The organism is Kangiella sp. (assembly GCF_014762745.1).
Lineage (GTDB): Bacteria > Pseudomonadota > Gammaproteobacteria > Enterobacterales > Kangiellaceae > Kangiella.
The window spans coordinates 1-25,630 of sequence record NZ_JABURJ010000116.1 but is presented as its reverse complement, the minus strand read 5'-3'; the positions used below and the strand labels follow the sequence as shown (position 1 = coordinate 25,630).

General features: G+C 44.3%; 18 protein-coding genes. All 18 read left to right on the top strand.

Translation table 11 applies throughout. From position 1 onward, the window contains the following. Positions 1-5: 5 nt before the first annotated feature. The 18 genes from mltG (at position 6) to HUJ19_RS09845 (ending at position 25,541) form a co-directional block, all read left to right on the top strand. Positions 6-1,010 (top strand): endolytic transglycosylase MltG, encoded by a 1,005-nt coding sequence (gene mltG / locus HUJ19_RS09930; RefSeq protein WP_290623957.1) that lies wholly within the window; start codon positions 6-8, stop codon positions 1,008-1,010. Positions 1,011-1,025: 15 nt separating this feature from the next. Further along, a complete protein-coding gene (tmk, locus tag HUJ19_RS09925; protein ID WP_290623955.1) occupies positions 1,026-1,676 on the top strand; it encodes a dTMP kinase in 651 nt (216 codons plus the stop codon). After that, the gene (gene holB, locus HUJ19_RS09920) at positions 1,673-2,671 is read left to right on the top strand and encodes a DNA polymerase III subunit delta' (RefSeq protein ID WP_290623953.1); all 999 of its coding nucleotides are present in this window, start codon (positions 1,673-1,675) and stop codon (positions 2,669-2,671) included. The genes tmk and holB overlap by 4 nt, the downstream gene beginning before the upstream one ends. Before the next feature lie 57 nt (positions 2,672-2,728). Next, complete coding sequence (locus HUJ19_RS09915) at positions 2,729-3,079, top strand: PilZ domain-containing protein (RefSeq protein WP_018624994.1); 351 nt, start codon at positions 2,729-2,731, stop codon at positions 3,077-3,079. Positions 3,080-3,103: 24 nt separating this feature from the next. Then, positions 3,104-3,898 carry a TatD family hydrolase gene (locus HUJ19_RS09910; RefSeq protein ID WP_290623950.1) on the top strand — a complete coding sequence of 265 codons (795 nt, stop codon included), beginning with the start codon at positions 3,104-3,106 and terminating at the stop codon, positions 3,896-3,898. 51 nt (positions 3,899-3,949) lie between these two features. After that, a complete protein-coding gene (locus HUJ19_RS09905; protein ID WP_290623948.1) occupies positions 3,950-6,802 on the top strand; it encodes a pitrilysin family protein in 2,853 nt (950 codons plus the stop codon). A 180-nt stretch (positions 6,803-6,982) separates the two neighbouring features. Further along, positions 6,983-9,043 carry a S8 family serine peptidase gene (locus HUJ19_RS09900; RefSeq protein WP_290623946.1) on the top strand — a complete coding sequence of 687 codons (2,061 nt, stop codon included), beginning with the start codon at positions 6,983-6,985 and terminating at the stop codon, positions 9,041-9,043. A gap of 199 nt (positions 9,044-9,242) precedes the next feature. Further along, positions 9,243-11,708 carry a S8 family serine peptidase gene (locus tag HUJ19_RS09895; RefSeq protein WP_290623944.1) on the top strand — a complete coding sequence of 822 codons (2,466 nt, stop codon included), beginning with the start codon at positions 9,243-9,245 and terminating at the stop codon, positions 11,706-11,708. Between the two features lie 202 nt (positions 11,709-11,910). Then, positions 11,911-12,747, top strand: a complete 837-nt coding sequence (locus HUJ19_RS09890) for a DUF6689 family protein (RefSeq protein WP_290623942.1) — start codon at positions 11,911-11,913, stop codon at positions 12,745-12,747. A 16-nt stretch (positions 12,748-12,763) separates the two neighbouring features. Next, entirely contained in the window at positions 12,764-13,660 is an 897-nt protein-coding gene (locus HUJ19_RS09885) for an FHA domain-containing protein (protein ID WP_290623940.1), read from the top strand. Positions 13,661-13,680: 20 nt separating this feature from the next. After that, on the top strand, positions 13,681-17,043 hold the full coding sequence (locus tag HUJ19_RS09880) for a serine/threonine-protein kinase (protein WP_290623939.1): 3,363 nt from the start codon (positions 13,681-13,683) through the stop codon (positions 17,041-17,043). Further along, a complete protein-coding gene (locus tag HUJ19_RS09875) occupies positions 17,036-17,779 on the top strand; it encodes a sensor histidine kinase (protein WP_290623937.1) in 744 nt (247 codons plus the stop codon). Before HUJ19_RS09880 ends, HUJ19_RS09875 begins: the two co-directional genes overlap by 8 nt. Continuing rightward, positions 17,776-18,414 (top strand): response regulator transcription factor, encoded by a 639-nt coding sequence (locus tag HUJ19_RS09870; RefSeq protein WP_290623935.1) that lies wholly within the window; start codon positions 17,776-17,778, stop codon positions 18,412-18,414. Before HUJ19_RS09875 ends, HUJ19_RS09870 begins: the two co-directional genes overlap by 4 nt. Positions 18,415-18,417: 3 nt before the next feature. Further along, on the top strand, positions 18,418-18,816 hold the full coding sequence (locus tag HUJ19_RS09865) for a hypothetical protein (protein WP_290623933.1): 399 nt from the start codon (positions 18,418-18,420) through the stop codon (positions 18,814-18,816). A 111-nt stretch (positions 18,817-18,927) separates the two neighbouring features. Further along, positions 18,928-21,390: a S8 family serine peptidase gene (locus tag HUJ19_RS09860; protein ID WP_290623931.1), complete on the top strand. Its 2,463-nt coding sequence runs from the start codon at positions 18,928-18,930 to the stop codon at positions 21,388-21,390. Positions 21,391-21,545: 155 nt separating this feature from the next. Continuing rightward, positions 21,546-22,724, top strand: a complete 1,179-nt coding sequence (locus tag HUJ19_RS09855) for an acyl-CoA dehydrogenase (RefSeq protein WP_290623929.1) — start codon at positions 21,546-21,548, stop codon at positions 22,722-22,724. A gap of 196 nt (positions 22,725-22,920) precedes the next feature. Next, the gene (locus tag HUJ19_RS09850) at positions 22,921-23,217 is read left to right on the top strand and encodes a hypothetical protein (RefSeq protein ID WP_290623927.1); all 297 of its coding nucleotides are present in this window, start codon (positions 22,921-22,923) and stop codon (positions 23,215-23,217) included. Between the two features lie 128 nt (positions 23,218-23,345). Beyond that, entirely contained in the window at positions 23,346-25,541 is a 2,196-nt protein-coding gene (locus tag HUJ19_RS09845) for a carboxy terminal-processing peptidase (protein ID WP_290623925.1), read from the top strand. Positions 25,542-25,630 lie beyond the last annotated feature (89 nt).

Below are 25,630 nucleotides of genomic sequence, written 5' to 3'. Positions count from 1 at the left end.
TATTGATGAAAAAACCTATTCTAACTTTCTTCATTTTGCTGGTGCTTATTTTTTCAGGTATCACCTGGTATTTATGGAACGGTTTCCAGGATTTTATGCAACAGCCACTGGGGATTGAGCAGGAGCTTGATGTTAAAAAGGGTACCAGTGCCTATAGCCTGGGCCGCCAGTGGCAACAGGAGGGCAATATCCAGCAATTCTATTACTATCAGCTGCTGCTTAAACTAAAACCTGAACTGCGTTCGATAAAGGCCGGTAATTATGCGGTAACACCTGATATGACCGCGGTGGACGTGTTGCAGAAACTGGTCGCAGGAGACGTCATCAAGTATCAGTTTTCGGTTATTGAAGGTTCCAATATCTATGAGTTATTGGTTGCATTAGAACTCAACACTGATTTAACTCATGAGCTTGATTACAGCCAGGAATATAAGGCCATCTTTGACCGATTGGACTTTGTTGAGCAGTCACATCCTGAAGGCATGTTTTATGCGGATACTTACCAGTTTACAAAAGGTGATTCTGACCTGGATATTCTCAAGCGTGCTTATGCTCGCCTGCAAAGCGTGCTGGACGAAGAGTGGGTTAAACGTGCTGATGGTTTGCCTTATGAAACACCTTATCAAGCTCTGATAATGGCTTCTATCATTGAAAAGGAAACTGCCGTTCCCGCTGAGCGCCCTGAAATTTCAGGTGTGTTCGTTCGCCGTATTGAAAAGAACATGTTGCTACAGACTGACCCAACTATTATTTATGGCCTGTTGCCGGAATTTGATGGCAACATCCGTTACAAGGATATTCGAAATCCTCACCCCTGGAATACTTACGTCCACCGAGGGTTGCCACCTACACCCATTGCCATGGTTGGTCGTGAGGCGATTCAGGCGGCCTTAAATCCAAAGCCCGGTGATACACTCTATTTTGTGGCAAAAGGTGATGGTAGCCATCATTTTAGCAAAACCTTAGAAGAGCATAATCGCGCTGTTCGCAAGTACCAATTAAAACGATAGTGGCCAATGGATATTATGACTAATAAGCAAACAGGCAAATTTATTACCATTGAGGGCACTGAAGGTGTCGGCAAGTCCACCAATATTGCGTTCATAAAGGCGTGGTTCGAAGCCAAAAACATTTCACTACTGCATACGCGCGAGCCAGGCGGAACGCCATTGGCCGAAGAAATTCGCGAACTGCTTTTATCAAAGCGTGATGAACAGGTGGATGCCAAAAGTGAGTTATTGTTAATGTACGCCGCAAGAGCCCAACATGTCAGCCAAAAAATCAAACCCGCACTGGAACAGGGCCAATGGGTGCTGTGTGATCGTTTTAGCGATGCCAGCTTTGCCTATCAGGGCGCGGGCAGAGCGCTTGGTCTTGATAAGCTCGTCGCACTGGATCAATGGGTGCTGGAAGGCTTTAAACCTGATTTGACGATATTATTGGACCTGCCAGTAGAAGTTGGCTTGTCGCGCGCGCAGGAACGAGGGCCGATTGATCGTTTCGAAGAAGAGAAAGTCGAGTTTTTTGAGCAAGTGCGTGATGGCTATTTGCAGATTGCTCAGCAAGAGCCTGAACGCGTCAAGATTGTCGATGCGCGCGGTAGTTTAGAAGAGGTTCAACAACAGATTGAGCAGGTGCTTATGAATTTTTATCAGCAGCAGGTTTCCAGCTCATGACATCCGTCGAAGTTTGGAATCAAAGCCGCTTTCAGCGTGTGCAGGATCAATTCCAGCAAGGCTCATTGCCACACGCCATTTTGCTGATGGGGCCGGACGGGATTGGTCGCGAGACTTTTGCTACAAGTTTGGCGCAATGGCTGCTATGCCTAAACCGGCAAGATGAAGCCTGTGGCGAGTGCAAAAGCTGCTTCCTATTTGAAGCAGGTCATCACCCAGATTATCACTTACTTGATATTGAGCAGGACAAGACGCAAATTTCAGTGGGGCAGGTGCGCGAACTGATTGTTTCGATGCAGGAATCATCGCATCAGGGCGGCTGGAAAGTGGCCAATATTGCCAATGTTCAGGCCATGAATGCCAGCTCTTTTAATGCCTTGCTGAAAACCCTGGAAGAACCCCAAGAGAATACCTTGCTTATCCTGCAAACCTCACAGTTACAAGGGGTTCCGCCAACCATTCGTAGTCGTGCCCAGTTGTTATCACTGAGCGTAGATGATCTGGAGGTTGTTAAGCAATGGCTGGTCGAGCGACAGGGTAATATGACACAAGCTCTAGAGGCCGCTGTGAACCTGTTTCCGCAAGCACCTTATAAAGCTGAAGACTTTGGGGTTAATGGTGATACACTGAAATATGCCGAGTTCATTGTTCAGATGGATGATTTGGTCCAGGGAAGCAATACCCCTATCCAAATGGCTCAGTTCTGGCATGAAGAGGTGGCAGATGCGGTGTTTTGGATGCAGCTGATGGTGCGCGATATTCTACTGCTTCAGCAAGTTGGTAAAGAGGCTGATTTGCTCTTTATGCAACAAAAACAGGAGCTTGAAGCGCTCGCTAAAGCCGTTAACGGGCAAGGTTGGTTGATGTTGTTGGAGAAAATAAATGAGCTCCAACGGTTGATTAAGCAAAAAAGTCCCGTTAATCTAATGGCATCGTGGCAAAGCTTGTTGATTTTTGTCACCCAAATTGCCAGTAAATACAAACCGTTAGATTAATTATATTAGAAACTGGTTAATGGTTATTAAGACTTTCACGATTAAGGCAGTTACCCGATGCGGATAGAAAGAACTGGTCCCGGCATATTAACCATTCATGTCGAAGACAAAGAAGATCTCTACAAAGCCTACATGCCGTTCCTGGAGAATGGCGGTATTTTTATTCAAACCAATAAAGAATACAACTTGGGTGACGACGTCTTTATGCTTCTTGCCATCATTGATGAGCCAGAAAAACTACCGATTGCCGGTAAAGTTGTCTGGATTACTCCAATTGGTTCGCAAGGTAACAAACGTGCAGGTATTGGTATTCAGTTCAGTGATCAGGATAACGGTCAAACTAAAAACAAAATTGAAAACCTGTTAGCCGGTCGACTTGATTCTGATAAACCTACTCACACGATGTAACCCATCCCCACAAATTAATTTCTTATGCTGATAGATTCACACTGCCACCTGGATCGCCTTGATCTGGGTGCATACGATAACGACCTCAATAAAGCTTTGGATTACGCCCGCGAACGTGGCGTAAAACATATGCTGTGCGTTGGCATCACAATTGATAAGTTCGATGATGTACGTGCTATTGCAGAAGCTCACGACGATATTTCATGTTCAGTCGGAATTCATCCTCTCTACGATGCAGTATCCGAGACTGATGTTGACTTGTTAGTGGAAAAGTCCAAACACCCTAAAGTGGTTGCCATTGGAGAAACAGGGTTGGATTATTTCTATAACAAAGATCCGGAGAACCATAAGTTGCAGCAGGAAAGTTTCCGTAAGCATATTCGAGCAGCGCGTGAGGCTAACTTGCCAGTCATTGTTCATACAAGAGATGCCCGTCAGGATACGATTGAGATTCTGCGCGAAGAAAAGGCAGAAGAGTGTGGCGGAGTTTTGCATTGCTTTACTGAAAGCCTGGAAATGGCACAGGCAGCGTTAGAGCTTGGTTTTTATATTTCATTCTCAGGAATTGTGACTTTCAGAAATGCTGAAGAGTTAAGAGAAGTTTGTCGCCAGATTCCATTGGACAGATTGCTGATCGAAACCGATTCGCCATACTTGGCACCAGTTCCATATCGTGGCAAAACCAATCAACCCGCTTACGTCAAAGAAGTGGGGCAGTTTGTTGCTGATCTGCACCATATTAGTTATGAACAGTTGTGTGAAATAACTGCTAACAATTACAAAATGCTATTTGATAAAAGCGTGGTTACAATAGCCTAATGCTGAAAACCTAGCGTATTTAAGTTTTAGTCAGACAATCAGGATGTACCAATGAAAAAGCTATTGTTTCTATTACCCCTTTTTTTAGTTGTCGCCTGCCAGCATAACGGAGCTAGCGATAAACAACAATCCTCTGACAAGGCACAGCCTAACCAAGAAACTGAATTTAAAATTCCGTTTGAAAAATATCAATTAGATAATGGTTTAACCGTTATTCTGCATCAGGATAAGTCTGATCCGATTGTTGCCATGGCTACAATAGTGCATGTGGGTTCAAATCGCGAAAAACCAGGGCGTACTGGTTTTGCTCATTTCTTTGAACATATGGCATTTAATGATTCAGAAAATGTCCCTCAAGGCGCTAACCGCAAACTGATCGAAGAGCTTGGCGGCACCCGTAATGGTGGTACCTGGACAGATGGCACTATGTATTATGAAGTTGTTCCAAAGGATGCTCTAGAGAAATTAATGTGGATCGACTCGGACCGTCTTGGCTTTATGATCAATACAGTAACTGAAGGCGCTTTGGAAAGAGAAAAGCAGGTTGTCAAAAACGAGAAAAGACAGCGCGTTGATAATCAGGCTTATGGACACACCCAGCATGTCATTCTCAAAAACCTCTACCCAGAAGGCCATCCTTACAACTGGACTGTAATCGGTGATCTGGATGATTTGCAGGCAGCGACTCTTGCAGATGTTAAAGAGTTTTATAGCGAATACTATGGCCCAGCGAATGCTACTTTGGTGATTGCAGGTGATATTGATTTTGATGAAACCAAAAAGATGGTTGAGCAATGGTTTGGTGAAATTAAGTCATCAGAGCCAGTAGAAGATCCTGAGCCAATGCCGGTTGAGTTGAACGAAACTAAAAAGCTTTATCATCTTGATAACTTTGCTAAGGTTCCAGAAATTCGTTTAACCTTTCCTACGGTAGAACAGTACCATGAAGATTCTTATGCATTAGATGCTTTGGGTGAAATTCTCAGTCGTGGTAAAAGAGCGCATTTATACAAGGTGCTGGTCGAAGAGCAAAAACTGGCTCCATCAGTTGCAGCCTACAATGGCTCAAATGAAATCGCAGGGACTTTCACGATTCGTGTCAGAGCAAATGAAGGTGTCGATTTAGACGAGGTCTATAAAGGCATTCAGGAGGCTCTGAGCAACTTTGAAAAAGAAGGCTTCAGTGACACTGACTTAATGCGCATTAAAGCCAGACAGGAAACCTCTTTTTATAACGGTATTTCAAGTGTCCTTAGTAAGGCATTCCAATTAGGCATCTATAATGAGTACGCTGGTGACCCGGCTTATATTGCAAAAGATATTGAAAATATAAAAAGTGTAACGCGTGAAGATATCAATCGTGTGTATGAGCAATATATCAAAGATAAGAACTTCATCATGACCAGTTTTGTTCCTGAAAATCAACCAAGCCTGATTGTTGAAGGCTCAACAAAAGCTGACGTTGTTGAAGAGAAAATCGTTCAGGGAGCAGAAAAAGAATTTGATTCTGATGCGACAGCTGATTACGAAAAAACACCAACTAAACATGATCGCTCCGAACCTCCTTTAGGTGATACTCCGAAAGTTTCTATTCCAGAAATTTCAAAGTCAGTAGCTTCTAATGGCCTGGAAATCTATAGCATGGAGCACAATGAGTTGCCTATTGTGAGTTTCGCTTTGCGTATTGATGGTGGAGCCTGGCTGGAAACGGATGGACAATACGGCGTAGCAAATTTATTAGCAGCGTTGATGAACGAAGGGACAGCTACCAAAACACCTGAAGAGTTGGAAGATGCTATTGGATTACTAGGTGCAAGTATTCGTTTCGATGCGAATAATGACTCGATATTTGCTATAGGTACAACTTTAGCTAGAAACTATGAGCCGACGATGGATTTATTAAGTGAGATGTTACTTGAACCTCGCTTTGATCCTAAGGAATTTGAGCGCCTGAAGGCTAAACAGTTAAATAGCATTAAGCAAAGTGAAGCGAGTCCTTTTGCGGTTGCTAGTAGAGCCTTCTATAGCCAGATTTATGGTAACCAGCATCGTGCCGGTATTCCAGTAGGTGGTACTTCTGAATCTGTTGAAGTTATCAACCTGGAAGATGTGAAAGCTTTTTATGATAAAGCCGTATCACCAAAGAATGCTGCTATTCATGTGGTCGGCCAAATCAATCATCAGCAGGCAAAAGCTGGCATAAGGAAGCTGTCGGAGTCATGGGCAGGAGATGCTATTGTGTTGCCAGAATACGAAGAACCTAAGTCGTTTGATTCGCCAAAAGTCTTTTTCGTTGATATCCCCGATGCTAAGCAATCCGTCATTATCGTGGGTAAGCGTGGCTTAAGCGGTGATGACCCTGATTATTACCCATTCACAGTTGCGCAAAACCGCCTAGGAGCAGGTGGTAGTGCACGATTGTTCCAGACCCTGCGTATTGAAAAGGGTTACACTTACGGTGCTTATACCAATATTGCTAAAGCTCGTTATATAGCGCCTTTCATGGCCTATTCACAGGTCCGTGCAAACGTCACGTTAGAATCCTTGGAGATTTTCAAAGAGCTGATTGCAAATTACGATGAAACTTTTACTCAGCAGGATTTGAATACTACAAAGAACCTATTGATTAAGCGTAGTACTCGTGAGTATGAAACGATTGAAAATCTTTTGACTATGCTTAATGAAGTCAGCAAGTTTGATTTGCCATTTGACTTTATTGAAAAAGAGCAGGCCCAACTTGAAGCAATAACCGTTGAGCAGGCTAAGCAGATTTATCAGAAGTATGCTGATGAACAGGAAATGATCTACGTTATTGTTGGCGATGCCGCGACTCAGCTGGAAAGAGTGAAAGCCTTTGGTTACGGTGACCCAATCATGTTAGATAGGAAAGGAAATCCTTTATAATTAACAATTAAAGCCTGTAAAGCCACCTTATGTAGGTGGCTCTTTTCATTGTGCATTATTTAAGTAGGGGAAAACCCCTGCATGATCTGGGGGCTTTACCTAATATCTGATCTCGTTGGATTTGTGCATAGTCGTAGTCGAAACCAAATAATTATTATTTTTGACTACGAGGACCAAACCATGAAACCAACTGTATCGATTATCACAGCCAGTGTTTTGGCAGCCGTAGCAGGGACCGCTCACGCAGACGCAATTATTGGACCTGAGTTAACAGAAATGTTACCTACAGCGTTGACGCCAACCAAAGTTATTGTAACTACCCATGACCAATCACAATTGAATGATGTCATGGCTAACCTTGGTCAGCCATACCTAGCGATGAAAACGCTTCCAATGGCTGGAGCAACTCTCACTAAAGCACAAATTAATTCGCTTGCCAAAGATGAGCGCGTGAAAAGTATTTACTACGATGCGCCATTAAAGTATTACAACTACAACTCTGGTGAAATCACTGGCGGCCATTATGTGCATGATGTTGAAAATGTCACAGGCCGCGGTGCAACCATCGCTGTACTTGATTCCGGTGTTGATGCGACACATCCTGATTTGCAGCTGGGTTCAAAAGTGGTACAGAACGTTAAAATTGTTGGCGATCTGGATCTTGCTGGCGGCTTAAATCTCTTCCTTGAAGGAGTTCCTAACAGTGATACCAGCTCCGGTCATGGTACTCATGTGGCTGGCACAGTTGCCGGTACTGGTGCAGCTTCTGCCGATGATGCTCGCCGCGCTAATTATCATGACGGTATCGCGCCTGATGCAACCATGGTTGGTATCGGTGCTGGTGATGCTATTTCGATTCTTTATGCCTTGGCTGGTTTTGATTATGCCATAGGCAATAAAGAGAAATATGGCATCGATGTTATCACCAACAGTTGGGGGAGTGCCGGTGGCGCAGAGTTTGATCCAAACAATCCTACGAATCAGGCATCTTATGAAGCTTATAAGCAAGGCATCATAGTTACTTTTGCGGCGGGCAATGATGGCCCGGGCGATAACACGCTGAATCCTTATGGTGTTGCTCCTTGGACCATTAACGTTGCAGCAGGAACTGAAGACCGTGATTTAGCGAGCTTCTCAAGTCGTGGTGTTGCTGGTGACGAGTTCAAAGCTCCTGATGTAACAGCGCCTGGCAGTAACATCATTTCTACTAAAGCTTTGAATACAGCCTTACCTTTATTAGGACCAGTTCTTGACCCAGAATACCCTGAATATGACGTCTATTACGCCGGTATGAGTGGTACTTCAATGGCCACGCCATTTGTTGCTGGTGTTGCAGGCTTGTTACTTGAAGTTAATCCCGATTTATCTCCTGACCAGATTGAAGAAATTATTCGTGATACTGCTGATCCCATGGAAGGCTATGAGTTCCATCAAGTCGGAGGCGGCTATATCAATGTTAAAGCAGCTGTAGAGCTTGCTCGTGTTACTGAAGGTAAACGTGCTGAGTTCCTGGCTGGTGAAACAAAATGGTCATCCCAAGGCAACTGGAAAGTGGTTTCTGAGAACGACTCTATGATTGACTATGTATCTCGCTGGAGCACTAAGTCAGATACTGAGAGCACTGATGGAACTTACCTGGAAAGTCGTCGTAACAATGCTGAAGTCATGTTCAACTTCATTGGTGACAGTATTCAAGTTCTCTATACCGCTAACAAAAAAGGTGGCCATGGCGAGGTTTTCCTGAATGGCCAAAGTAAAGGGGTTATCGATTTCTATTCCCCGGAGTCCGCAACAAAGGCTTTTGTGTTACGCGACTTAAATACGTCGCAGGTACACAGCCTTTCTATCAAAAACGTTGAAGGTACTATCAGTTTTGACGGCCTGAAACTGGATGGTCAGCTGGTTGATAATGGTACTTCAATTACGACTGAGCAGCAGCTCATAGAGGGTAATATTGGCCCTTCTGCGGAAAATATTCAGTTCAATGACCATGTCATCACCGTCAGCGACAATGCTGTAGCTATTGACGCAGTGCTTAGCTGGGGTGGTGTAGCTGACCTCGACTTCCAGCTTCTGGACTCAAGCGGTACTGTTGTAGCCAGCAGTGCTTCCCTAGATAACCCCGAAGTAATTTCATTCCGACCTGAACAGGGTGGTGACTATACCCTGAGAGTCAATGGATATATCAGCGTTTCGACTGACTACACAATTGATGTAGAGGTGTCGAACCTGATCCAGTAACTGCTCGTGAGAGGCGTTGGGGGCCTTCGGGCCCTCTTTTTTATATTCCCACAAAAATAATTACAAATAGTTTCAATTCATGGTTAGGGGTTTTCCCTGATGCAATCTGAGTAATTGCACCGATAGTTAATAAGTCAAAAATGACTTGCAATGAATGGTAAGGCGTAACTTTATTTTAAACCAAAGGGGTAGTGTATTAATGAACACAAAAATCAAGCGACTAGCGCTGGCTGCGACATTGGCTGGCTTTAGCCTGAATGCCGCAGCAGAGGCGGTCATCGGTTCGGAACTGCAGCAGAGCTTACAAACCATGTCTATCACTGACAGCACAATGGCAGTGGTAACATTTGACCAGCTTGATCAATTGGCACCTGAGCAAATCCAGGCACTTATGGATTTAGGCATCACTGACGGCGTTCAGTTTAAATCTTTGCCAATTATTGGTGTTGTAGCAACGCCACTACAGATTGAACAAATCAGCAAAATGGATGGTGTCCGTTCTGTGTTTGCCAATCGCAGTCTTAAATATTTCAATGCTGAAGCTCGCGAGCTTACTGGTGCTGAAAAGTTGCAAAGTGATGAATTCGTGCAGCAAAACGGTATTGGTTTTACCGGTAAAGGCGTTACCGTTATGGTCAACGATTCAGGTATTGATGCGACTCTGGCTGATCTTGAATACGGGTCAAAAGTAGTCGAGAACGTTCAGGCCATTGCTCATGCTCAGGCCTTGTCATTAACGCCGGTAGATGGAGTCTGGATCGAGGGTCAATTAAATACCGACTTGAATGTTGGCCACGGTACTCACTGTGCGGGAACGGTTGCTGGCTGGGGTACTAACTCAGATGGTAAGTACAAAGGCGCAGCTCCAGATGCAGAACTGGTCGGTTACGGATCTGGTGCTGGCTTATCTATTTTGGATGCTCTGGGTGGATATGATTATGCCATTACTCATATCTACGATTTCAATTCACCGATTCGCGTGATGAGTAATTCCTGGGGTTCCAGTGGCAAGTATGAGCCAGAGGGTCCAATTTCTGTGGCCTCTTATAAAGCCTATAAGCTGGGCATGATTTCAGTTTTCGCTGCTGGCAACAGTGGTCCTGGCGAAGATACCCATAACCCATACGCGCAGATCCCTTGGGGCATGTCTGTTGGCGCAGGTACTAAACAAGGTACTTTGATCGATTTCTCTTCTCGCGGCAAGCGTGATGAAACCGGCACTTTTACCATGCCTGACGGAACTGAGTGGACCTACAACAATGAAGTAAGCATTGTTGCTCCGGGTGTTGATATTATTTCAACTCGCGCCACTACTAACCTGGTCTCAAATGGTGGCGAGGCCGATCTTGAAGCGATTGAAACCGAGTATGTGCCTTACTACACCATGATATCAGGTACTTCAATGGCTACACCGCACGTGGCCGGCGTTATTGCTCTGATGCTTGAGGCAAACCCTAATCTGACTCCGCTTGAAACCAAACGTTTGATTCAGGAAACCGCAACCAACATGCCTGGCTACGAAAAGTGGGAAGTTGGTGCAGGATATGTGAATGCCTATGCGGCGGTTGCTGCAGCGCTCAATTATGACCCTCAGCATAAGGTAACGGTCAATAACCTGAATACTTTCAATGGCAATGCCATTGTGCTTCCGCCAGCCGCGCCTGAAGCGTTCGAAGTGCTTTACTCGCCTGTGGGCGAGCCTGAAGTTCATGAGTTTACCGTAGGGCCTGATGCGGTATGGATTTCTGCTTCTGCTGAGTCTTTGGCAAATACCATTAAGTTAAAGCTGGAAGCTCCTGATGGTACTGAGTATTTCGGTAATCTTACTTTACCAGTGTTAACCACCTCTATGCGTGTATCGGCTCCAGCACAGGAAGGTACATGGAAGCTATCAGCCTATGGTTTGACTTCGTTGTCAGGTGTCGAGGCTGACCCTACAGGCACAACGAACGGCCCCGGTGTTCCTGAAATTGTGAGCGGAGAGATCGGCATCTTCACCTCAGGTGGTTATCAAGGTCTTGATGACATCGCAGGTCATCCAGCAGAGAACGCCATCCAGTTTGCGACCAGTGAGCGTTTAGTGGACAGCTTTAATGATAAGTTCTTCCGTCCTGATCGCGCTTTGAAGCGTAAAGAATTGGCCCAGTATCTGGTGATGGGCGCAGCAGTACGTCAATACCGTGATTTATTGAATCAGGAGCAGGTTAGTTTTAGTGACGTCAGTGGTGAGATGGCAGCATTTGCCGAATCAGTTAGTGCTACTGGCGGTGCGTTAAAAGACCGAGTTCAGGAGCAGGGGGCTGTTATGTTAACTGATGGTGCTAAATTCCGTCCTAACGATGAAGTGGGCAGAGTAGAGCTGGCATACTCTTTAGTGCAAAGCCTTGGCTTGCAGGAGCAGGCAGAAGCCTTTAGTGGTGACATTACGGTCGACTACAATGGTCAAAGCGTACCTGTATTAGACCAGGATCAGATTCCAGCACATTTGCGAGGCTATGTTCAGTTGGCTTTAGACTTATCCATTATTGGCGTGAGCTTCAAAGTGGAGCAGGGCCCGTTTGATCTGCAGCCTACATTAGTAGCTTACTTTGAGCCCGATAGTACAGTGAGTCGTGCCGAGTATGCGGTTCTGATCGGACGTTTTTACGATTCGTACTATCAATAAGTTAGCAAGTTGTACGGATAATTTACTTTAACCTAGATGTTAACGTTTATTGATAATACGAGCAAAGTAGGCAGGGAAGCCTACTTTTTATTCAATTTATCGCAAAGCATTCTTGCTTAAATGCATAAATTTAAGTATTTTGAACTTGTATATTCCATTAGTTATATCTAATGAAATATTTCTCTCACGTTGCGAGGTAGTGATGATGACAGCTTTTAAAGCTCTAGCCTTAAGCGTAACCGTTTTATTTTTGAGTGTGGGATCAATTGCCAGCAAGGCAGATCCTGTGGAACTGACGGTTCAAGGCAATAAAGTTGAAGCAGTAATCAATCTTACAGGGAACGTATCAGCTGATTTAACTTTGACTTTCGAAAACTCCGTTGGCTTAACCGCAGACAATATCGGTATTTCAGCCGAAATAATCGATATTACTGATTTGAGCATTCTAAACCGTTTACCAAATTTATTGGATGTCAATTTATTGGCAGCTTTTCCAATGTTGATCACCATTGAGCCACCCTCAAATCAGGGCTTTGCCTTTTCGGGCTTGGCTACGGTAGATATTCACACCCATAACTTGGAGTATTTGCCGGGTACACCATTGCGATTCTTTAAGGCACCTCTAAATGGTCAGTTTGAAGATATTACCGCAACCATGGGCTCAGGCAGTTACCGTGCTCGCGGTACTACCGGTAAGTTTTCTCAGTTTTTGATTGTTGCGGATTTAAGACCGGTTCTTACCGTAGTGAATACCAAGTACAACCGTCTGAGCAACAGTCTTGCCGGGTTCTCAACCCAAATTGAGCCGATTCTTTATAATCAGTTGAGTAGTAAACTGAATGAGGTGCAACAACTAATTACGGCGCAAAACTATACACTTGCCAGTAATAAGGTGGATGAGTTTAGCAGAATTATTGAGCTGGCTGATCCTGACGATATTCCAGATGTCTGGCGCTCCAGTCGTGATATTGATAATGTCGCTGGTGAGCTGATTGCGTATGCAAATACGTTAAGGTTCAGCTTGCGTCTTGTTAACTAACCATAACTAGCCGACTATGCCAGCTAAGATTACAGTCTGTTATTCAGACAAACCTGCAACAGAAGCATTTCTCTATGAGCAGTCCAACTATCGTATTGGTCGGGCTAGCTCCTGCGATCTAGTTTTAAAGCATCCAACCGTTTCCAGGCAGCATGCGCTAATGTCGCATCTCGCTGATGGGTGGCATCTTAATGATCAGGCCAGTCAAAATGGCACTAAAGTCAATGGCGTCAAAGTCGAAGCCAGTTTATTGAATGGCAATGAGCTGATCTCTGTAGGCGATGTAGATTGCCTATTTGAAGCCAAGACATTGCAACAGCTTAAAGCCATTGAGTCACATAATCACTGGCGGCTGGAACAGAGTAAATCTATTAATCATCTAGCTGACGATATGCTTGCAGATACACTGCAGGAGCAGCTTAATTCAGTGATCAGTCTGATGGGAACTCAGCGCGGTCTTGTGATGCTTGGCCATGACTTTCAAAGTCTAAAAGTAGGTGCAGTATTAGGTATGTCGCCAGCTGACTTTGATAACCGCTCTTTCGAAGGCAGTGTTGGCGCTATGATGAAAGCGATTAATAGCGCTAATCCTGTGGTAGCAATGGATGTCAGTCAGGATGCTATGTTGGCTAAGCGTGAGAGTGTTCAACGCAAACAGATTGCAGCACTTGCCTGTGTTCCACTATTTTCTGATAACCAACTAGTGGGAGTGGTTTATACCGACAGTAAGGAATCTAGCAAAGTATTAACTGAACTGGACATGGATATTTTGTCGATTATCAGTCAGCAAATCACACTCAGTTCTGAAGCCATAGTTTTACAGAATCAAATAACCAAACTCATGAATCGGGTGCCAGAATCAAGAAGTTATGATAGCCTGTTAAATAAACCGATATTACAACTCGTGCATTAACTCTATAAGGTTAAGCTTCAATGGTGAATGATGACCCGAAGCAAAGCCAAAATGATTCTGGGGACTTATCAAAGACTCAAGTAATTGAAGACTTTGACATTCTTGAAACTGGAACCCTTCTGGCTGGACGTTTCCAAGTTGAAAAGTTACAGGGTGTAGGTCGATTTGGAGCCGTCTACAAAGTAAAAGACTTGCAGCTAGATGTGACCGTTGCGCTAAAAGTCCTGCATTCTTTCATATCCAAAAATCAGCAGGCTCTTGCTGACTTTAAAAAAGAAATTCTCCTTCTCAGGCAGCTTTCTCATCCTAATATCGTTCGCGTGCATGAGTACTATTCTGATCAGGGTCTGCATTTTTTCACCATGGACTGGATTGAAGGAGAAAGCCTTGAGCAAAAGTTACAGCGCAACAGTGATTCCGGAGAGTCATTTTCAGAAAGCAAGGTCGAACTCTATATCTCTCAGATCACGGGCGCCCTAAGCTTTGCAGAAAGTCATAACATTTATCATCGTGACATTAAGCCTGAAAATATTCTTATAGATAACGATGACCAGTTGTATCTGGCAGATTTCGGACTGGCCGTTTTATCCGAGTCAAAAGAGCAAGGCATCATCAGTGGTACACCGCAATACCTACCCCCAGAATATCTACAGAAGAATGAGATCAGTAGTAGCATCGATCTTTATGCGGTTGGTGTCATTCTTTATCAAATTTTGTGCAATTGTTTACCCTATGATGCCAATACTCTTGAGGAGCTGATTAAGCAAAAACAAAAAGGCACCAACGACTTTCCCGTAACTCGTAAGGCGTTTAAGAAGTTCAAGCCAGTGGTGCTAAAACTGATATCTCCTTACACCCAAACACGCTATTCGTCAGCGGAAGACTTGCAACTAGCCATCGATTATGTGCTTATTAAACAAGCTCCCAAAATAAGGTCAAACAAGACCTTTGGTTTAGTTGCCGCTGTTGCTCTGATGATTCTGGGGTTTGTTTTCTGGTGGCGTTATCAGGCGCAACCTTTACCTGCAACTCAATACACATCCTTGGCTATACTGCCGATACAGAGTGAAACGCGAGGTCAGTCAATTGACAACTGGGTCAAATATGGAATACCTGATTATCTTAATTATCAATTAGCTCAGAACCCCAGGCTAAGACTGGTCAATAATGAGCGCGTGCTTGAAACACTTGATCTGCTAGGTTATCAATCTACGCTGACCGACAATCAGTTGTTGTTGATCGCCGACCTGTTAAAAGTCGATAAAGTCATAAGTGCTAAGGTGATTGCCTCTGGCAGTAACGAAAATACTTTGATCGTAGAAGTCTTATCTATCGCGGGCAATACGATTAACCGACAGCAGCTTTCTGACGTAGCTATGCAGCGTGATTCTGCAGACTCATTGGTAAGACAATTGGCTTTAGAGCTCAATCAACAGCTCAGAATTGAACAGGAAGTCCCTACTGAGAGCAGTACCGGTTTTATTTTACAGAGTGGCGTGCAAGAGTTAATTAAGCAGGGCGAGTGGCAACAGGCAGCGACCCAACTTACAGAACTAATTAATTCTCAACCGGATTCTGAATATTTATGGTTTGAGCTGGGTCAGGTCTATTTAAATACCGGTGACATTCAGCAGGCGGAGAGTGCCTTTGCACAATCTCAATCTTTAAGTCCTGCACAAAGTTTTATTCATTTAAGTTCAACCGCAATTTTAAATGAACTTGCTGAAAAGTTTGACCAGGCAGAAGCAGTTTATGCAGAGCTGGTTGAACAATACCCCTTAAATATTGATATTAAATTCTCATTGGCGGAACTTTATATTACAACGCAGCAGTTCCCTAAAGCTGAGGAGGCTTTGCAACAAATCGTCGCGCTGGATCCTAATCATCCCAGCGCCTGGTTTGAGCTTGCGAAAGTGTCAATCTGGTCTGGTGATGCACAAACGGCAGTGGACGACTATTTGGTTAAAGCACTGGTTATTGCTAAAAAGTTGAAAGACGTCAGTTTAGAAGGTGATGTGCTAAATGCCATGGGAGTTGCTTATCAACGTCTGGGCAATCTGGAACTGGCACAAGATTATTATCAGCAGGGCTTGTTTAAACGAAACGAAGCCGATGATCAAAATGGTATGGCTACCAGCATGTCTAACCTTGCCAGTGTGCACTCAATCCAGGGCCAGCATGCTGAAGCAACGCAATATCTGGAGCAGAGTCTAGCCGTTTATGAGACTCTCAACGACAACGAAGGCAAAGCTAATGCCTACAACGAACTGGGCGTTTTAGCCGAAGAGCAGGGCTTGTATGAAACGGCTCTTGACAATTATCGTCAGGCATTATCTTTGCGTATCAATCTCGGTGATGAGTGGCTTAAAGCTGAAAGTATGAACAATATCGGCTTTATCTACTATTTGCTGTCGAACCCTGAAAATGCACTAGTCTACTGGCAGCAGGCAGAACAGGCCTATCAAAAAGTCCAGGATCCAGTTGGAGTCATCCGGGTTCGTGAAAATCTCGGACAGATGGAGCTGGCAATGGGCAACTGGCGCAGCGCCTATTTTATTTTTGAAAAAGCGTTACAGGACTCTAAGGATTTAGGCCTATTTGAAGAGGCTCTGGTTGCAGAAGCATATTTGGCAAAGTTGAGTTTTTTACAGGGTAATTTTGAACAGAGCATACCCAAGCTTGAATCTTTATATCAACAATTGCAGCAGCGTAATGATATTCGAGGCGTTATCGAGTTTGGACTCTGGCTAGCAGACTGGCATTCGTTAACCGGTAGCCTTGATGCACTTCAGAAACAGCTTGAGTCTATTCATGAACTGGTCATAGAAAAAGCTAGTGCCGAACAGCAGTTTTATTATCAAACTTTGCTTTTGCGCTCGAACGAGGTTACGGATTCTGAACAGTATCTGGCTGAAATGTCTGATACGACCAATATTCCTGAAGCCACCAAGCTTCGATACTTTCTGGATCAGGCGAGGAGAGTTCTCAAATTCAATACTGAGGAGTTTCCGGGGCTGGCCCAGAAAATTCGACAGTATGATTTGACACTTCATCAATACGAGCACATCTATTTGCTTGAACTGGAGTCGTCCTATTATTTTATCAATAACGACTGGCAACAAATGGAACAGACACTAAATCAGGCTGATCAACTCATGCGCAGAATGGGCGACTATTGGAGAAGCTTCCAACTGAATCGCCTGCGCGCTTTACTGGTAGAACAGTCAGGTGAATCACCATCACTATATCGCCAACGAGCACAACAACAACTTAATCATCTGTTAAAGCAACTGCCGGAAGGTTCTCATTCGGCATTTATAGAACAACAAAACATTGTTGCTTTTGATGATGACTTAATGGAGCTCAGTGTGAATAATGAATAGCGAAAAAGATATTTCTGATCTGGTCAATGAACTTAGCCAGAAGCAGCAGAAAATTGCCCAGGAGCTACTCACCGGCAATCAACAAATGCGTACTCTGGCTAAACGCGTGTGGCGAGTTCAAGAAGATGAAAGAAAGTATATTGCTCGTGAATTGCATGATGGAGTAGGCCAGCTATTAACCGCCTTAATCAACCAATTGCAACAAATGTACAAGGAGGGCCAGCCGGATCCGAAAGAACTTGATGAAGCTTTAAATCTGGCAAGACAGGCGCTTAGCGATACTCGTGAAATCTCACGGCTGATGCGACCGCGGATACTCGACGATCTGGGGCTAATTCCGGCGTTGCAATGGTTATCGCGGGTGATGGGTGAAAAGAACTCGATCAAGATTGATTTGCATGAACAGTTATCAGTCAATCTTGATGACGAAACTCAAACCCTGGTTTTTAGAGTGGTGCAAGAGGCGATTACCAATGCGATTAAACATGCACATGCCACTCATATAGACATTACCGTAATTGCAACTGAGCGAATGCTAGTGCTTAAGATTAAGGATAATGGTGTGGGAATGACCAAAGAAACATCTGAATCGGCTGAAGGATTTGGGTTATCAGCGATGCGAGATCGGGTTGCAGCATTTGGCGGTCAATTAATGGTTGAATCTCAACCAGGAGAGGGCTGTGAAATCAAAGTGGTTATAACTGGCTCCATAGGTGAAGGAGGCGCTCTAACATGATTCGTGTGATGCTGGCGGATGACCACACCATCCTAAGACAGGGCCTGGTCAGCCTGTTAAGCAAAGATGCCGATTGTACTGTTGTTGCCGAAGCTTCCAATGGCATTGAGGCAGTGGAAAAAGCCCTGGAAACCAGACCCCAGGTGGCGGTTATTGATATTTCGATGCCCGAACTGAATGGTATGGAGGTTGTAAAGCGCATACATGACAAATTGCCTGAGTGTAAGATTCTGGTTCTGACCATGCATGAAGAACAGGAATATGTGATTCATATGGTACGAGCTGGTGCTTCTGGCTATTTATTAAAGGACAGCGCCAGTGAAGAGCTAATTGACGCGGTGAAAGCGTTGGCCAGCGGTAAAACTTATTACAGCCAATACGCTGCCAGTGTACTGGCGACCCAGTACTCTCAGCCAGACAAAGAGTGGCAGGACCCTTACAAAAATTTAACCCAGCGGGAGCGCGAAGTTTTTCATCTGGTGGTCGATGGCAAAACTACCAAAGATATTGCCCGGGCACTCGACATCAGTGTCAAAACCGCGGAAAACCACCGCGGCAAAGTGTTGGAAAAACTGGGTGTTTCCAATACTGCCGAGTTGGTTCGCTATGCAGCAAAGCATAATTTACTGGTTTAATTTATGACTTTTAATTCAAACACTACAAGTCAGCGAGAAAAACTTGCTTTGGCCATGTCACCTTTGGCTACTAGTATCATTGTTTACCTTCTCCTTATATTTTTGGAATCTCGTAGCTGGGTGGTTGATATTTTTGTCGCTTTTACATTAGCCATTACTTACGCATCAACTTTGCTTTTATATTTTATGATAATAAAGCCTTTGAAAAAAAAGTATGTGCTAAATGTAGTAACGCTAGTATTTATAGCAATAATCTCAGGTTTTTTTATTTCCATAATCACAGTCCTTTTTTTATTTTCTGGGAATACAAGCGCCTTAATGCCTTTTGGTGTATATGGTTCGATTATTGCCTTTATTACTTCTGTAATATTTGGCTTGATTGCTGGTTATCGAGGAATATAATCTATAAAGCTACAGGTATCCTCCCTAATCCCTACTAGGGGATTTCCCTAATTATTCTTTCCTTGAGTTCATGCGATGCTCAAGCCCTCAATCCAATGGGGGTTTTCTAACATGAGTAAATTCAATTTAAAAACAAAACCTATTTACGGTGCCATTCTGGCAGCTGGTTTAGGTTTGTCAGCGATGGCAGGTCATGCCAAATCAATTGGGCCACAACTTTCTGATCTTTTGTCTGATGCAACTGAGCAAGAGGTTTTCGAGGTTATTGTAACCTTTGAAGGCAATGAGCCGGCTTCTTTATCACAACTGCAGGCGTTAGAAAGTTTAGGTGTTAATAGTGGTGTGAGCTTCAACAGGTTACCAATGGTGGGTATCACTGCAACCAAGCAGCAGATAGATGCCATCTATGCACGCGATGATGTACGCTCAGTCTGGTACAACGCGCCTTTAACGCTTGAAAATGATGGTTCAACAGAACTGACTGGTGTTGATCGTTTACGCGATGATCAGTCTATGCGCAATATGGGTATGCCATATTCGGGCCGTGGTATTGGTGTTGTTATCAATGACTCAGGTGTTGATGGTACGCATAGCGATATCAAATATCCGAACCATGTAACGCAAAACGTTTTAGCTCAGGTCAACCTGAATTCTCTATCAGGCATTTTACCAATTACCTATCAGGAGGATGTTGCTAACACGGATATCGGTGGCGGCCATGGCTCCCATGTTGCCGGTATTATTGGTGGTAATGGTGCAATGTCTAGCGGCCTCTATCAGGGCGTTGCTCCAGGAGCAAAACTGATTGGTTATGGATCAGGTGCAGGTTTGTTTATTCTGGATACATTGGGTGGTTTTGATTATGCCCTTACACATCAGTTTGATTACAACATTCGCGTCATTTCAAACTCATTCGGCAACACAGGCGATACAGGAACTGATTTTAATCCTGACGATCCAACTAATGTTGCCACTAAGGCCTTGAGCGATAACGGCGTTATTGTTGTTTTCTCTGCGGGTAACTCAGGCTCAGGCGAAGCGACAATTACCGGCAACTTCAAAAAAGCGCCTTGGGTTATTACGGTAGCTGCAGGTGACAAGCAGGGTAATCTGGCAGATTTCAGTTCTCGTGGCGTAAAAGGTAAATCAGGCCAAGCAGTTGTCGATGGCGAAACTTTCACCTGGGAAGATCGCCCGACAATTACCGCGCCTGGTGTGGATGTCATTTCTGCGCGTGCTTCTCTTTCAAGCTTAAGTGCTTTGAGCGTCACTTCAGACAGTGAAGTAATGGATGCTGATCATGTTCCTTACTATACCGTCATGAGCGGAACTTCTATGGCTGCTCCACATGCTTCAGGTGTGGTTGCCTTGATGTTGGAAGCCAACCCTAATCTTACCTGGCGTGAAGTTAAGCGTATCCTTCAGGAAACCGCAACCAATATGCCAGGTCTTGAACCATGGGAAAGTGGTGCTGGCTATGTGAATGCTTACGCTGCGGTAAAGGCGGTTCTTGATGAAACTAAAAGCTTCGGCGAAACCACCAAGATCCAGCGTAAATTTAACGCAGCGGCTCAGACTTCAATCGCCGGCGAGTTCGAGATAACAGTTCCATTTAGTCCGGTGGGTGAAAATGAAGGCGTGACTTTTGAGGTTAATGATGAAGCTTCATTGCTAATGGTTCGTGCTAACGTGGCTGATAACACGGTAGGCATGTCATTAACCAGCCCAAGTGGTAAACGCTATGGCTCCAGTATTGCTCTGCCTGTCTTAGGCCAGAATATTGCTGTAACTGCTCCTGCAGAAGCCGGTACCTGGACTTTACGTGCCAATGGTATTGGCGGTATTTCAGGCGTTGATGTGGATCCTGCCAATGTAACTAATGGCTATGCATTACCGGGTGAGATTGATGCTGTGGTTAAAATTACCCGCACCGATGGCTTTGTGGGCTTGAATGATGTGGTTGGCCATCCAGCGCAAGCCTTCATTGAAACAGCAGTCAGTGAACAGCTGGTTGATGCGTTATCTGATGGTTTTGCTCCTGATGAAGCAATTACTCGTTCGCAAATGGCTGATTATCTGACGCTTGGCGCTGGTATTCGTCAATCCAATGCTGCTGACAGTCAGCAGTATATAGACGTAACCGAAGATGTTTCTGCTATCAATGCAGTGACCCAAAGCGGCTCTCCTTTACGCGACAGAGCACAGGTTACCGAGCCAGTGATGAGCGCCAATGGCAATATGTTTAATCCTAATGCTGGTGTAAACAAGATAGATGTTGCGTATTCATTGGTACAGTCGCTTGGTCTGGAGGAACTTGCCAATAGCTTCTCTGGCGATATTACCGCCATCTTCGGCGCTGATCGTGTGGTGCTTGAAGATCAGGATATGATTCCTGCTGAACTCAAGGGCTATGTCCAGCTGGCACTTGATTTAGGCATTTTGAATGTTCAGTTTTCGGTAGAGCAGGGTATGTTTGAGTTAGAGCCAACTATCAAAGCTCACTTTAATCCGTATGATCAAATGACCCGTGGCGGCTTCGCCGTTGCCATCACACGCTTTTACAGCACTCTGTAATTTCTATCCCTTCTGAAAAGGATTGATCCAGCCCAAGGAATGGGCACTTTTCTTTTGAATTCTGGTCAGATCTGTATATAACCACTGGTTAATTATGGCCAGATTGCGTATATTCGGTGCTTCAATTTTTACCTATAACCATACAGATTTTTATCATGTCTAAAGCATTACTTGACCACTGGGACGATATCCTTTTACTCGATGAGCAGTTAACGGAAGAAGAACGTATGATCCGTGATGCTGCGCGTGACTACTGCCAGGAAAGACTGATGCCTCGCGTATTGGAGGCTAATCGCCATGAAATTTTCGATCGTGACATCATGACCGAATTAGGCGAGTTAGGCTTACTGGGCTCCACCATTGACGGCTACGGCTGTGCCGGCGCTTCTTATGTGGCTTACGGCTTGGTCGCGCGTGAAGTTGAGCGTGTAGATTCTGGTTATCGTTCTGCTTTATCAGTTCAGTCCAGTCTGGTGATGCACCCAATCAATGCTTATGGCACAGAAGCACAAAAAGAAAAGTTCTTGCCAAAGCTAGCGACTGGCGAATGGGTGGGTTGTTTTGGGTTAACTGAGCCGGATTCAGGTTCAGATCCTGCCAGCATGAAAACCCGCGCCAAAAAGGTTGATGGCGGTTACCACTTAACCGGTAATAAGATGTGGATTACCAACTCTCCGATCGCTGATGTCTTTATTGTCTGGGCGAAAGATGATGAAGGCGAGATTCGTGGCTTTATCCTCGAAAAAGGCATGGAAGGCCTGTCAGCACCTAAGATTGAAGGCAAGTTTGCGTTACGCGCTTCTATCACTGGCGAAATCGTGATGGATAACGTGTTTGTTCCAGAAGAGAACAAGTTCCCTGAGATTAAAGGTCTTAAAGGCCCGTTCGGTTGCTTGAACGTTGCCCGCTATGGTATTTCCTGGGGCGCATTGGGCGCAGCAGAGTTCTGCTGGCATGCGGCGCGTCAGTACGGTTTAGACCGTAAGCAATTCAATAAGCCGCTGGCTTCCATGCAGCTGTTCCAGAAGAAGTTGGCAGACATGCAAACCGAAATTACCCTTGGTTTGCAAGGCGCCTTAAGAGTAGGGCGTCTGATTGATGAGAAGCGTTTTAAACCAGAAATGATTTCACTGGTTAAACGCAACTCTTGTGGTAAAGCACTGGATATTGCACGTATGGCTCGCGATATGCACGGTGGTAACGGTATCGCTGATGAATTCCATGTGATTCGTCATGTCATGAACCTCGAAGCAGTGAACACCTACGAAGGTACTCATGATATCCATGCCTTGATATTGGGTCGAGCTCAGACTGGATTGCAGGCATTTATGTAATCAAGAGTGATTCTATTTAAAAGGGCCTTCTGGCCCTTTTTTCGTGTCATTTTTTCAGCAAACCACAAGCATCTGCGCAAAATTCATGCAGATAATGTGATAATTCCCAGACTTATAAAGCCACTACTTGTTAGATAGAAAATCAGGCGCTACACTGAAACTGTCAGCCTTTTAATTTACTGCAAAGGGAGGTCTTATGAAGGTTTATGTGGTAGAAACGCATTTACTTGACGGTGATCAGGATATTGCAATATTTGACCAGAAACCCAAGGCACAGCGTTATATTGAGAGTCATGAGCTGCACGGTAAACCTGAAGTCGTTGAGGTTCCTGTGCGAGGGTTTCAGGAGAATCCTGATGAAGTATTTACTGCTTCCAATTATGACGCAGCCAGGGATATTCAGTTTTTTGAAGGGGCTTATGGCAATCAAAAAGATGCTGAAATAGCAGCAGGGCCCAATGGGCTGGTTCTACATAGAGCCATTAGACATTGATATTAAAAGATTTTTTAGTTGAAGACATACTTTCACACACTCTACGGCTTGTAATTTACGTAAATATACGCAACCTTTAGGCTAGAGTTGTGTCATTATTGGAAAGCTTTCCCATTAAAGGTATTTAGATGAGCAAAAATAAATGGTTAATTAGTTTGCTAGCCTTAGCCCTTCCGCTGACGATTCAGGCAGAAGAGGTTAACAAGGAACCTGTAATTAATAAGGCTCCTAAACAGAAAGAGGTATTTGTCGTACCTGAGCCGGCTAGCTTAAATTTAAAACCAGACAATAAATTTCGTGAAACGGGTAGAGTCGTTTCATTTCTGTTAATGCAAAGTCACTATGAACACCCGGACTTTGACGATGAACTTTCCAAAGAAGCCTTTAAACAATTTTTAAAGTCGCTTGATCCAAACCGTAGCTACTTTTATGCAGCAGACATTGAGCAGCTGGATGATTATGAAACCTTATTTGATGATGCGCTAAGAACAGGCCGTATCGAGTTAGCTTATGACTTTTTTGCCTTATTCGAAGAGCGTTTCCGTGAACGCTATTTATATGCCCTGGAGCTACTTGAGAAACCACTGGATTTCGACAGCTCAACAGAGTTTATGTATGACCGTCGTGAAGCACCATGGCCAAAAGATAAGAAAGAAATGAATCAGATTTGGCAGCAACGGGTTTTAAATGACGCTCTCAACTTAAAGCTTGCCGATCAGAGTGATGAAGAGATTAAGGAAAAACTTACCAAGCGCTATCAGTCTTCAATTCGTCGCTTATCACAAACCAAAAGCGAAGATGTATTTGGCTATTTTATGAACTCAGTGGCAGCAGCCATTGATCCTCACACAACCTATTACACCCCTCGCCAGTTTGAGAACTTCACCATCAATATGAGTTTGAAGTTGCAAGGTATTGGTGCCGTTCTCACTCAGGAAAATGAATTCACAAAAATCGTTTCAATCGTTAACAAAGGCCCAGCTGACAAGTCTGGTCAGGTTCACCCAAATGACAAGATTATTGGGGTTGGGCAGGGTGAAAAAGGCGAGATGGTTGATGTTATCGGCTGGCGCAATGATGACGTCGTTGACCTGATCCGTGGTGAAGCCGGCAGTATCGTACGTCTACAAATTATTCCTTATACCAAAGCCGGTGATGGCATGCCTAAAGTTGTTAGCCTGGTGCGTGAAGAAATCAAGCTAGAAGATCAGGCTGCCAAGTCCAAGCTCATTGAGGTAGAGCAATATGACAAGCAATTCAAGATGGGCGTTATTGAGCTACCATCTTTCTACTCAGAAACGGTGGCTTCCAACAGTAATGGTGGCGAAATTACCAGTACTACTAAAGATGTTCGTCGCTTGATTAAAGAGCTCAAGAAGCAGGATATTGAAGGACTGGTTATCGATCTTCGCAATAATGGCGGTGGCTCTTTAAGTGAAGTCGTGAATCTTGTCGGCCTATTTATTGATAAAGGTCCAGTCGTGCAGGGACGCGATAGCCGCGGTCGCCTGCGTGTATTGAAAGATACGGAGTCGGGTGTTGAGTATGAAGGGCCGATGGCCGTATTGGTAAATGGCGGTTCTGCCAGTGCCAGTGAAATCTTTGCTGGAGCAATCCAGGATTATGGGCGAGGCATTGTGTTAGGTGAAAACACATTTGGTAAAGGTACGGTTCAGAGTGTTGCTGACCTTAACCAATATATCCGCAACCCTGAAACACAGGTTGGCGCTTTAAAGTTAACCGTTGAAAAGTATTATCGTGTAACCGGTGAAAGTACTCAAAACAAAGGGGTCACTCCAGACATCGAGTTCCCAACCATCTTTGATGTTAATGAGTATGGCGAGAGTTCTTACGACAACGCGCTACCGTGGGATACTATTAAATCGGCTAACTTTAAGTCTGTTGACTCTTTAACTGACGCGATTCCTTACCTGCGCTATCAACATAAGCAGCGCAAGGACTCTAATCAGGAGTTTGCTTTCCTTGAAGAAGATATCAGTCGCGCAACCGAAAAAAGAGATAATAAAGTCGTTTCTTTAAACTATGATGAGCGACTGGCTGAGCGTAAGCAAAATGATGAGCTTCGCTTAAAGCGTGAAAACTTCCGTCGTAAAATGGAAGGGTTGGAACCTCTTAATGAGCTGGCTGATGATGAAGAAGATGTAGCCGATAATGAGAGTGAAGACGCGGATATTGTTGAGGAAGATCAGAAAGACTTATTCCTGAAAGAAGCGGCTAACATCTTATCAGATTTAATAATGATTCAGGAAAAACCAGAACTGGCAGCCAATTTCTTAGAAGAGAAAAAAGCTTCCAATAATTGATTCGACATTTTAAGCAAAGAGCCAGCATTCCGCTTAATGCCGTTCACTTAAGCGAGTGAGCGGCATATTGTTTAACTGGGTATCTGTTT

Excerpts from the sequence above, each read along its gene's own strand:
- HUJ19_RS09885 (WP_290623940.1), top strand. The coding sequence starts at position 12,764 with ATGCCAGCTAAGATTACAGTCTGTTATTCAGACAAACCTGCAACAGAA.
- HUJ19_RS09875 (WP_290623937.1), top strand. The coding sequence starts at position 17,036 with ATGAATAGCGAAAAAGATATTTCTGATCTGGTCAATGAACTTAGCCAG.
- HUJ19_RS09865 (WP_290623933.1), top strand. The coding sequence starts at position 18,418 with ATGACTTTTAATTCAAACACTACAAGTCAGCGAGAAAAACTTGCTTTG.
- HUJ19_RS09845 (WP_290623925.1), top strand. The coding sequence starts at position 23,346 with ATGAGCAAAAATAAATGGTTAATTAGTTTGCTAGCCTTAGCCCTTCCG.
- holB (WP_290623953.1), top strand. The coding sequence starts at position 1,673 with ATGACATCCGTCGAAGTTTGGAATCAAAGCCGCTTTCAGCGTGTGCAG.
- HUJ19_RS09860 (WP_290623931.1), top strand. The coding sequence starts at position 18,928 with ATGAGTAAATTCAATTTAAAAACAAAACCTATTTACGGTGCCATTCTG.
- HUJ19_RS09850 (WP_290623927.1), top strand. The coding sequence starts at position 22,921 with ATGAAGGTTTATGTGGTAGAAACGCATTTACTTGACGGTGATCAGGAT.
- HUJ19_RS09880 (WP_290623939.1), top strand. The coding sequence starts at position 13,681 with ATGGTGAATGATGACCCGAAGCAAAGCCAAAATGATTCTGGGGACTTA.
- tmk (WP_290623955.1), top strand. The coding sequence starts at position 1,026 with ATGACTAATAAGCAAACAGGCAAATTTATTACCATTGAGGGCACTGAA.
- HUJ19_RS09910 (WP_290623950.1), top strand. The coding sequence starts at position 3,104 with ATGCTGATAGATTCACACTGCCACCTGGATCGCCTTGATCTGGGTGCA.
- HUJ19_RS09915 (WP_018624994.1), top strand. The coding sequence starts at position 2,729 with ATGCGGATAGAAAGAACTGGTCCCGGCATATTAACCATTCATGTCGAA.
- HUJ19_RS09890 (WP_290623942.1), top strand. The coding sequence starts at position 11,911 with ATGATGACAGCTTTTAAAGCTCTAGCCTTAAGCGTAACCGTTTTATTT.
- HUJ19_RS09905 (WP_290623948.1), top strand. The coding sequence starts at position 3,950 with ATGAAAAAGCTATTGTTTCTATTACCCCTTTTTTTAGTTGTCGCCTGC.
- HUJ19_RS09855 (WP_290623929.1), top strand. The coding sequence starts at position 21,546 with ATGTCTAAAGCATTACTTGACCACTGGGACGATATCCTTTTACTCGAT.
- HUJ19_RS09870 (WP_290623935.1), top strand. The coding sequence starts at position 17,776 with ATGATTCGTGTGATGCTGGCGGATGACCACACCATCCTAAGACAGGGC.
- HUJ19_RS09895 (WP_290623944.1), top strand. The coding sequence starts at position 9,243 with ATGAACACAAAAATCAAGCGACTAGCGCTGGCTGCGACATTGGCTGGC.
- HUJ19_RS09900 (WP_290623946.1), top strand. The coding sequence starts at position 6,983 with ATGAAACCAACTGTATCGATTATCACAGCCAGTGTTTTGGCAGCCGTA.
- mltG (WP_290623957.1), top strand. The coding sequence starts at position 6 with ATGAAAAAACCTATTCTAACTTTCTTCATTTTGCTGGTGCTTATTTTT.